Consider the following 9,255-nt stretch of genomic DNA (forward strand, 5'->3'; position numbering starts at 1 on the left):
GCCCCCCTCGTGATACGGGGGGCGGGCCGGTCATGGGCGATGGGCGCGCCTCAGTAGATGGCGATCGCCGGGAACAGGATCAGCACCGCGACCGCGAGCGCCTGCAGGCCGATGAAGGGCAGCAGCGAGCGGAAGATGTCGCCGAGGCTGATATCCGGCGGCGCCACCGATTTGAGGTAGAACGCCGCCGGCCCGAAGGGCGGGCTGAGAAAGCTCATCTGCATGTTCATGCAGAACACCACCCCGAACCAGACCGGGTCGTAGCCCATCGAGGTGATGATCGGCACGAAGATCGGCATGGTCAGAAGCGCGATCCCGACCCAGTCGAGGAACATGCCAAGGATGAATAGCAGCGCCATCATGAACAGCAGCACGATCACCGGCTCGTCCGAGATGCCCGTGATCAGCGCCGAGACGAACTTGATGCCGCCCATCAGGTTGAACACCCCCACCAGCGCCGTGGCGCCGATGCCGATCCAGACGATCATGCCGACGGTCTGCAGGGTCTGCAGCGCCGCGGCCTTCATCAGCCCGATCGTGAACTCGCCGCGGATCATCGTCGAGAGCGTCACCCCCAGCACGCCGACGGCCGAGGCCTCGGTGACGCTGGCGATGCCGCCATAGATCGAGCCCAGCACGCCGATCACCACGAGGATCGGCAGGAACAGCCCCTTGGCCAGCCGCAGCTTCTCGGCGGTGGAGGCGCGCGGCCCCTCGACCACCGGCGCCATCGCCGGGTTGAGATAGGCGCGGATCAGCACATAGGCCACGTAGAAGCCCGCCAGCATCAGCCCGGGGATGAAGGCGGCGGTGAACAGGTCGCCGATCGAGACGTTGGCGGTCAGCCCGTAGATGATCAGCACGATCGAGGGCGGCACCATGGTGCCGAGCGCGCCGCCGGCGCAGACCACGCCGATGGCTAGGTTCTTGTCGTAGCCCAGCCGCAGCATCTGCGGCAGCGCGATCAGCCCCAGAAGCACCACCTCGCCGCCGATGATGCCCGACATCGCGGCGAGGATGACGGCCACCAGGATCGTCTGGATCGCGATGCCGCCCCTGAGCCGCCCGCCGAACAGGCGCATCGCGTCGAACAGGTCGCGGGCGATGCCGGACCGGTCGAGGATCGCCGCCATCAGCACGAACATCGGCACCGAGACGAAGACGAAGCTGGAAACGAAGGAATAGACCCGGGAGGTGATCAGCGGCACCGCCATCGGGCCGAACCAGCCGAGCGCGAAGATCAGCGCCACGAGCAGCGTGACATAGGCCAGCGGGATGCCGGTGACGAGAAGCACCAGCAGCATCGCGAACATCAGCCCGGTGGCCCCCTCGATGCCGAGGCCCTGCAGCAGTCCGAAGAATTCCATCAACGCCGTCCCCGCGCGTAGTTCACGGCCAGGATCGCGAACTGGACCGTCATGACGCCCAGAACGAGCATGAGAAAGATCTTGATCAGGCCCGGATAGACCGGGTTCCAGGCGCTGCCGGACCGCTCGATGCGGATCTCGCCGCTGGGCGCGAAGGCGGCGCGCGACACCATGATCCAGGCGGCCCAGGTGAACATCGCCGCCGACAGGCCGCAGATGATCGAGATCACCACGTCGAAGGCGCGGCGCAGCTTCGGCCCGAGCTGGTCGTAGATCAGCACGACCCGGATATGGCTGTCGCGCGCGGTGCAGTAGAGCCCGCCGAAAACGAAGGCCACGCCCGAGAGGAACACGGTGGTCTCGTGCGCCCAGATCGTGGGCCGATTGAAGAAATAGCGCAGCACCACCTCCTGGATCAGGATCAGCATGGCGATGATGATGCCCACGGCAAAGACGATGCCGACCCGGTCGATGGCGCGGCCGAGCCAGCCCGCCTCCGGGATCGGCCCGCCCTCCTCGCGGGGCGGCGTGATGTCGGTGTGATCTTCTGTCACTGGCCTTGTCCCTCGTTGAAAGGTGCTTGCGAAGACGCCCGGACCGCGGGCCCGGGCGTCACAGGGATACGGCTGGGCCGCGCCGGTCTTACTCGGCGATCAGGCCGTTCTCGGTCAGGTAGCCGGTCAGCGTGTCATAGACCTTCTGCGCGTTCTCGGAGCGCGAGGCCACTTTCTCCCACTCGCCCATGGCGATCTGGCGGAACTTGGCGCGCTCCTCGTCGGACCAGTCATGCACGGTGATCTCGCCCGAGGCATTGGCCTCCTCGAGCGCGGCCTGGTCGGCTTCCCTGAGCGAGGCGATCTGGTTCTGGGCGAACTGCTTCACCGACTCTTCCATGATCCCCTTGAGATCGTCGGGCAGCTCGTCCCACTTGGCCTCGTTCATCGAGACTTCGACCAGCGGCATCGAGTGGAAGCCCGGATAGACCGGGTGCGCGGCCACGTCATGCATGCCCTGCGCGTGGTTGACCGAGAACACCGAGTAGTCGGCCGCGTCGATCACGCCCTTGTCGAGCGAGGTGAAGACCTCCGAGCCCGGCAGGTTCACCGGCGCCGCGCCGGCGGCGGCGAAGACCTGCTGCACGAGGCCCTCGGGGGCGCGCAGCTTCAGCCCCTTGAGATCCTCGACGCCCTCGAGCGGCACGTTCGAGACGAAGGCCTCGAGGCCCGGGGTGCTGACGCCGATGAATTCGAGCCCGTAGGGCGAGAGCAGCTCGTCCATCAGCTCGTGGCCGCCGCCCTGCTCGACGAAATCGAACATCTGCTGCGGGTCGGACCAGGCGCCGACCGGGTTGGCGATCAGGCCGAAGGCCGGATCCTTGCCCGCGAAATAGGAGGTGTCGGTGATGTGTCCGTCGAGGATGCCGGCCGCGATCGCGTCCTGCGTCTCGTTATGGGCGACGATCGAGTCGACTGGCAGCAGCTCGACCGTGACGCGGCCATCGGTCAACTCGGCGACGCTCTCGGCCCACTGCTTCTGCAGCTCGAAATTCGGGTTGCCCGCCGGGTCCGAGGACTGGAAGCGGAAGCTGTAATCCTGCGCCACGGCGGCGCCCGACAGCGTCAGCGCGGTCGCGAGAGTGATGGTGAAGGTCTTGGTCATGAGGTCCTCCTCGGGGTGTGATCCGCCTGCCCGGACCCGTCGGGCCCTCCCTGCAGGCGGGAAGAAAGCCGTGTCAGCGCCGTGGCGATGATCTCGTCGGGCGAAGGCGCCACCGAGACCGCGATGGCGTCCTCGTCGGGGCCCGGCGGCTCCAGCGTCTGCAGCTGGCTGTCGAGCAGCGAGACCGGCATGTAATGCCCCTCGCGCCCCGACATCCGCTCGCGCAGCAACGCGCGGTCACCGTCGAGATAGATGATCGGGAACGGGCCCAGATGCGCCCGGAGCCTGTCGCGATAGGCGCGCTTGAGCGCCGAGCAGGCGACCACGGCGAAGGGCTCCGTCTCGGCCATCGCCTTGGCCACGAGGTCGAGCCAGCCCCAGCGCAGCTCGTCGGTCAGCGGCTCGCCGCGCGCCATGGTCGCGACGTTCTCCTCGGGGTGCAGGTCGTCGGCATCGACATAGACGCCGCCGAGACGGTCGGCGAGACCGCGCGCGATGGTGCTCTTGCCGGCGCCGCTCACGCCCATCACCAGGATCGGTCCCTGCCGCTCGCTCATGCCGCCTCCCTTGTCGCAGCCGCTCCCCACGGCTAGAATGACAGCGCTATCATTAGATGACAGCGCTGTCATGCGTCAAGGGGGGATCAATGGCGAAACGGGTGACACTGGCCGAGGTGGCGGCCCGGGCCGGCGTTTCGCCGATCACGGTGAGCCGGGCCTTGCGGCGTCCGGACACGGTGCAGGCCGAAACCCGGGCACGGATCGACGCGGCGGTGGCCGAGCTGGGCTACGTGCCGGACCCGGCGGCGCGGGCCCTCGCCACCGGCCGCGCCGACGTGATCGGGGTGCTGATCCCCTCGGTCACCAACGCCGTGTTCACCGACGTGCTTTCGGGCATCTATGACGGGCTCGCCGACAGCCGCTTCGACGTGCAATACGCGATCACCCGCTACGACCCGGGCACCGAGGAAAAGCTGATCGGCGTGTTCCTGCGCCAGCGCCCCGCCGGGCTGATCATCTCGGGCATCGACCAGACCGATGCGGCGCGGCGGCTGCTCGACCGCGCCACCTGCCCGGTCGTGCAGGTGATGGAAACCGGCCCCGACCCGGTCGACATGATGGTCGGCTTTTCGCATCACGACGCGGCGGCGGCGGCGACGCGCCACCTGCTGGACCGCGGCTATCGCCGGCCCGGCTTTCTCGGCGCCCGGATGGACCCGCGCACGCGGCGTCGCTTCGCGGGGTTTCGCGCCGAGGCCGAGGCGCATGGCGTGTTCGATCCCGACCGGGTCGAGACCACCGACACGCCGTCGAGCGTCGGCGGCGGCGCGGAACTGCTGCGCGCGCTTCTGGCGCGCCACCCCGAGACCGACGCGGTGTTTTGCAACAATGACGACCTCGCGCTCGGCGCGCTGTTCGAGGCGATGCGCATGGGGATCCCGGTGCCCGGGCAACTCGGCATCTGCGGCTTCAACGACCTCGAGATGATGCGCGCCGCCGAGCCGTCGCTCTCCTCGGTGCGCACCCACCGCTTCGAGATGGGCGCGCGGGCGGTCGAGATGATCCGCGCCCGGCTCGACGGCCGCGACCCCGGCCCCGCCATCATCGACCTCGAGGCCGAGATACTGGCAAGGCGCAGCACGGAAGGCCCGACCGACAACCGGCCGGTCGAGACGTAGAGGCGGCTCGACGACGAGGCCCTGGAGAAGCGGGTACCTCAACCGCAAGGAGATCCAATCTTTCCGCTGGCCGCGCCGCCCCGGCCTCTGCCAGTCTGCGTGGCGGAGGTGTCGGTCATGGCGGTTGCGGACTACATCATCATCGGCGCGGGCTCGGCGGGCTGCGTGCTGGCGGAGCGGCTGAGCGCCTCTGGGCGATACAGCGTGCTGGTACTCGAAGCCGGGCCGCGCGACCGGTCGCCCTGGGTGTGGCTGCCGCTCGGCTACGGCAAGACCTTCTTCCATCCCCGGCTCAACTGGCGCTATCGCAGCGCCCCCGATCCCGGTCTGAACGGGCGCAGCGATTACTGGCCGCGCGGCCGCGTGGTCGGCGGATCGAGTTCGATCAACGCGCTGATCTGGGCCCGGGGCCTGCCGCATGATTTCGACGACTGGGCGGCGGAGGGTGCCGATGGCTGGGACTGGACCGCCGCCCGCAGCGCCTTCGAGGCCATGGAAACCCGCGTCGCCGCCGATGGCAGCCGCGACGGCACCGGGCCTCTGCATGTGCAGGACGTCTCGGACCAGATCCACCCGGTGACCCGCCATTTCTTCGACGGCGTGGCGCAGGCCGGGCTGCCCGCCTGCCCCGATTGCAACGGCGCCCGCTTCGAAGGCGCCACGACCTATCGCATCACCACCCGGTCCGGCCTGCGGCACTCGGCCGCCCGCGCCTATCTCGCCCCGGCGCTGCGGCGCTCCAACCTGTCGCTGCGCACCGGCGTCACGGTCACGCGGATCGGCTTCGAGGGTCGCCGTGCCGCCACGGTGGAGCTGCGGATCGGCGGCCGGGTCGAGACCTTGCGCGCCGGGCGCGAGATCCTGCTCTGCGCCGGCGCCGTCACCTCGCCCCGGCTCCTGCAGCTTTCGGGCATCGGCCCGGCCGAGCTGTTGCGCGCGCACGGGATCGATGCGCTGGCGGACGCGCCGCATGTCGGTGGCCAGCTTCAGGACCATCTCGCGGTCAATTACTACTTCAGGGCCAATGAGCCGACGCTCAACGATCAGCTGCGCCCGTTCCGGGGCAAGGCCCGGGCCGCGATACGCTACGCGCTGAGCCGTCGCGGACCGCTGGCGCTTTCGGTCAATCAATGCGGCGGCTTCTTTCGCGGCGCGCCCGAGAGCCCGCGGCCCGATCAGCAGATCTACTTCAACCCGGTGAGCTACAGCACCACGCCCGCCGGGCGCCGCGATCTCGTCCGGCCCGATCCGTTTCCCGGCTTCATCATCGGCTTTCAGCCGGCTCGCCCGACGAGCCGCGGCCGGATCGACATCTCCTCGGCCGATCCGCTGGCCCCGCCGGATATCCGCCCCAACTCTCTGGCGACCGAGGCGGACCGGGCGACCGTGATCACCGGCGGGCTGCTGTGTCGTCGGATCATGCGCAGCCCCGCGCTTACCGGCCTGGTCGAGAGCGCCGTCGGTCCCGACCTGCGCGCGCTCGACGGCGCGGCGATCCTCGACGATTTCCGCGAGCGCTGCGGCACCGTCTTTCACCCGGTCGGCACCTGCCGCATGGGCGCCGACCCGCGCCGCTCGGTGGTCGATCCACGGCTGAGGCTGCATGGCTTCGACGGGCTGCGGGTGGTGGATGCCTCGGTCTTTCCGAGCATCACTTCCGGCAATACCAACGCGCCGACGATGATGGTAGCGCATCGCGCCGCCGAGATGATCCTCGACGACGCCGGAACCTCCTGATCCGCGCTCAGCCCCTCGGAGCGGGCGCGCCCCCCTCGAACAGGTTGCCGTTCACGTAGTCGCAGGGCGCCTCGCTCATTTCGAGATGCAGCCCGCTGCCCTCATAGGGATGGGCGCGGGCGAGGTCTTCGTCCACCTCGATGCCGAGCCCCGGGGCCTGCGGCGCGGCGACGAACCCCTCATCGACCCGGATCGTGCCCCGGATCAACCCGTCATGGAACGGCGTCTCGATGGTCTCGGCCATCAGCAGGTTGGGGATCGACGCCGCGAGATGGATGTTGGCGGCCCATTCCACCGGCCCGGCATAGAAATGCGGCGCGATCTGCGCGTTGAAGCTCTCGGCCATGGCGGCGAGTTTGCGTGCCTCCCAGATGCCACCGGCGCGGCCGAGCGCCGGTTGCAGGATCTGCGCCCCGCCGGTCCGCAGCAGCGGCGCGAAATCGGCGCGGGTGGCAAGCCGTTCGCCGGTCGCCACGGGCAGGCCGGTCGCCCGCGCCACCTCCGCGAAGTCGAGCGGGTTGTCGGGCGGGATCGGCTCCTCGAACCAGAGCGGATCGAAGGGCGCGATCGCCCGGCCGAGCCGGATCGCGCCGGCGGTGGTGAACTGCCCGTGCGTGCCGAAGAGCAGGTCGGCGCGGTCGCCCACCGCCGCGCGGATCGCCCGGCAGAACGCGACCGAGCGGCTGATGTCGCTCATCGCGGGCTGGTGGCCGCCCCGGATCGTGTAGGGACCGGCCGGGTCGAACTTCACCGCCGTGTAGCCGCGCGCGACGGCCTCGGTCGCGGCCTCGGCGGCCATGTCCGCGTCGATCCAGAAGTCGGGCAGGGGGTGGTGCTTTGACGGGTAGAGGTAGGTATAGGCGCGCACGCGCTCGTTCATCAGCCCACCGAGAAGCGCCCAGACCGGGCGGTCGCGCGCCTTGCCGAGAATGTCCCAGCAGGCGATCTCGAGCCCGGAAAACGCACCCATCACCGTCGGGTCGGGCCGCTGGGTAAAGCCCGAGGAATAGGCGCGGCGGAACATCAGCTCGATGTTATCGACGCTTTCGCCCTCCATGTGACGCTCGAACACGTCGCGAATCACCGCCTCCATCGCGCGGGGCCCGACCGCGGCGGCGTAGCATTCGCCCCATCCGGTGATGCCGTCATCACTGGTGAGCTTGACGAGGATCCAGTAGCGCCCGCCCCAGCCCGGGGCCGGTGGCGCGACGATCAGGATCTCGAGGTCTCGCAATCGCATCGGCCGTCTCCTCGTTCCAGCAGCGAGGGAGAGGACAGCAGGCGAGCGGCGGCCTGTCCAGCCCCGGCATGGGCGGATCGACCGATTGCCAACTGGCAATTCGGCATTTCCATAATGGTATCAGATACTTGACCAGAGGGTACCGATGCAGCCGGGGCAGGGCGCAGCCTCGGCTCCAACCCGATTGCCAATTGGCAATCGGCCCCGAAGGCGCCCGATCAGATCGGGTTCGCCTCGGCATATTTGCGGAAGAAGGCGAGGAAGGCGCGGTCGGGATCCTCGGCCGGGGACTTGCCCTTGGACCATTCGCGCCACTGGCCCTCGATGTTGTAGATGTCGTAGCCGGGAAAGCGCAGCCGCGCCGTCTCGTAGGTCTCGGTGCGCAGCGCCTCGCCCTGCCGGTCGAGCCAGGCCGGGCGCGGCCGCGGCGGGGTCTGGCCCGGGATCGTGGTCGTGCCGCCCTGCCCGCGCGCCTCTTCGGCGGCCCGCGCCCGGCGGCCGGTGCTGGCGAAGCTCAGGCTGCGCTCGGCCTTGTCGGTGGCGTCGCCATCCTTGCGCCACCAGCGCAGCTCCACATGGGTCACGCTGCGCCCGGTCTTGATCGGCGCGATCTCGACCATGTAGTCCGACAGCGCGCAGACCTCGGCCACCGCCGGGTCGATCGCCCGCAGCCGCAGGTTCGACCACGATGTCAGCTTGCCCTTGGGCACGCCGAGCACGGCGCGGATTCCATCGAGCGTGAAGGTCTCGGAGGACTTCCAACGCAGGTTGCCGCGCTTTTGCACCATCTCGTAGAGCGTCAGCGCGTATTTCGACGACAGCGCGAACATCACCTCGCGCTGCAGCCGCGCGAAGACGGTGGAGTTGGTGATCACCTTGCGCAGCCGCGCCGGGATCTCGTATTCGAACAACCCGTCGCTGCGCGCCATCTCGACGTTGCCACCGAGGAGCTGCACCCGCTCCACCGCCGGCTTGCCATCCCAGATCACCTCCATCTTGACGATCGCGCTCATCAGCCGCTCGATCGAGTCGCCGATCCGGTCGTTGGAATTGTGGTTGCCCCTGAGGTCGGACTTGGCGATCACATGCATCACCGGCTTGTCGATCGCCTCCCAGGCATTCTCCAGGAGCTGGTTGTAGATCCGGCGATCGGCGAGGGTGAGCGGCGTCACCTCGATCAGGTCGACCAGCTCGCCCGGCTTGATCAACGTCTCGGGTGTGGGCCGCGCGTCGACCGTGCGGTAGGAGGGTTGGGGCAGCTTTGCCATGTCGTGACCGCCAATGCGCGTTACCTGTTGCGCATACTTTTGTATGGGCGGCGATGTAAGTCAATCGACAGCGGTCGCGGGGAGGGCCCACCCGATAAGTAAGGTTTGAGAGACCGGCGGGTCGAGACGGCGATTCGCATCCCCCTGCAAAACAGGGCTTTGCGAGAGGGGTGATTCCTGCAATCCCGGCCCACCCCAAAGGTAAGAGTTCGACACCCGATAGGTATCGCCAGCCATCCCGATACGTATCGCCAACCCACCCCATATGTTGCGCCAATCGTCCCGAAAGGTAAGCGATGCAGGCGC

The 9,255-nt window shown here is 68.6% G+C and carries 8 protein-coding genes; 2 read left to right on the forward strand and 6 right to left on the reverse strand.

Annotation, left to right across the window (positions count from 1 at the left end; genetic code table 11):
- Window positions 1-50: 50 nt before the first annotated feature.
- The 4 genes from ACRAQ3_RS19450 to ACRAQ3_RS19465 form a co-directional block, all read right to left on the reverse strand.
- On the reverse strand, window positions 51-1,367 hold the full coding sequence (locus ACRAQ3_RS19450; RefSeq protein WP_432256835.1) for a TRAP transporter large permease: 1,317 nt from the start codon (window positions 1,365-1,367) through the stop codon (window positions 51-53).
- The gene (locus ACRAQ3_RS19455; protein ID WP_432256836.1) at window positions 1,367-1,921 is read right to left on the reverse strand and encodes a TRAP transporter small permease subunit; all 555 of its coding nucleotides are present in this window, start codon (window positions 1,919-1,921) and stop codon (window positions 1,367-1,369) included. Before ACRAQ3_RS19455 ends, ACRAQ3_RS19450 begins: the two co-directional genes overlap by 1 nt.
- A gap of 88 nt (window positions 1,922-2,009) precedes the next feature.
- A complete protein-coding gene (locus tag ACRAQ3_RS19460) occupies window positions 2,010-3,026 on the reverse strand; it encodes a TRAP transporter substrate-binding protein (RefSeq protein WP_432256837.1) in 1,017 nt (338 codons plus the stop codon).
- Window positions 3,023-3,583, reverse strand: a complete 561-nt coding sequence (locus ACRAQ3_RS19465) for a gluconokinase (RefSeq protein ID WP_432256838.1) — start codon at window positions 3,581-3,583, stop codon at window positions 3,023-3,025. Before ACRAQ3_RS19465 ends, ACRAQ3_RS19460 begins: the two co-directional genes overlap by 4 nt.
- Window positions 3,584-3,672: 89 nt before the next feature.
- Between ACRAQ3_RS19465 and ACRAQ3_RS19470 the strand changes: the two genes are divergently transcribed.
- Window positions 3,673-4,704 (forward strand): LacI family DNA-binding transcriptional regulator, encoded by a 1,032-nt coding sequence (locus tag ACRAQ3_RS19470; RefSeq protein WP_432256839.1) that lies wholly within the window; start codon window positions 3,673-3,675, stop codon window positions 4,702-4,704.
- A 117-nt stretch (window positions 4,705-4,821) separates the two neighbouring features.
- A complete protein-coding gene (locus ACRAQ3_RS19475) occupies window positions 4,822-6,441 on the forward strand; it encodes a GMC family oxidoreductase (protein ID WP_432256840.1) in 1,620 nt (539 codons plus the stop codon).
- A 7-nt stretch (window positions 6,442-6,448) separates the two neighbouring features.
- Here ACRAQ3_RS19475 and ACRAQ3_RS19480 read toward each other — a convergent pair whose 3' ends face one another.
- Together ACRAQ3_RS19480 and ACRAQ3_RS19485 are read right to left on the reverse strand one after the other, a co-directional pair.
- Window positions 6,449-7,681: a mandelate racemase/muconate lactonizing enzyme family protein gene (locus ACRAQ3_RS19480; RefSeq protein WP_432256841.1), complete on the reverse strand. Its 1,233-nt coding sequence runs from the start codon at window positions 7,679-7,681 to the stop codon at window positions 6,449-6,451.
- Between the two features lie 218 nt (window positions 7,682-7,899).
- The gene (locus tag ACRAQ3_RS19485; protein WP_269397967.1) at window positions 7,900-8,949 is read right to left on the reverse strand and encodes a replication initiation protein; all 1,050 of its coding nucleotides are present in this window, start codon (window positions 8,947-8,949) and stop codon (window positions 7,900-7,902) included.
- Between the last annotated feature and the right edge of the window lie 306 nt (window positions 8,950-9,255).

The organism is Limimaricola sp. AA108-03 (assembly GCF_050847355.1).
Taxonomy (GTDB): domain Bacteria; phylum Pseudomonadota; class Alphaproteobacteria; order Rhodobacterales; family Rhodobacteraceae; genus Limimaricola.

What these genes read in the sequence shown, in the direction of transcription:
- ACRAQ3_RS19485 (WP_269397967.1), bottom strand. Translation starts at nt 8,949, where the DNA reads ATGGCAAAGCTGCCCCAACCCTCCTACCGCACGGTCGACGCGCGGCCC.
- ACRAQ3_RS19480 (WP_432256841.1), bottom strand. Translation starts at nt 7,681, where the DNA reads ATGCGATTGCGAGACCTCGAGATCCTGATCGTCGCGCCACCGGCCCCG.
- ACRAQ3_RS19450 (WP_432256835.1), bottom strand. Translation starts at nt 1,367, where the DNA reads ATGGAATTCTTCGGACTGCTGCAGGGCCTCGGCATCGAGGGGGCCACC.
- ACRAQ3_RS19470 (WP_432256839.1), top strand. Translation starts at nt 3,673, where the DNA reads ATGGCGAAACGGGTGACACTGGCCGAGGTGGCGGCCCGGGCCGGCGTT.
- ACRAQ3_RS19460 (WP_432256837.1), bottom strand. Translation starts at nt 3,026, where the DNA reads ATGACCAAGACCTTCACCATCACTCTCGCGACCGCGCTGACGCTGTCG.
- ACRAQ3_RS19475 (WP_432256840.1), top strand. Translation starts at nt 4,822, where the DNA reads ATGGCGGTTGCGGACTACATCATCATCGGCGCGGGCTCGGCGGGCTGC.
- ACRAQ3_RS19465 (WP_432256838.1), bottom strand. Translation starts at nt 3,583, where the DNA reads ATGAGCGAGCGGCAGGGACCGATCCTGGTGATGGGCGTGAGCGGCGCC.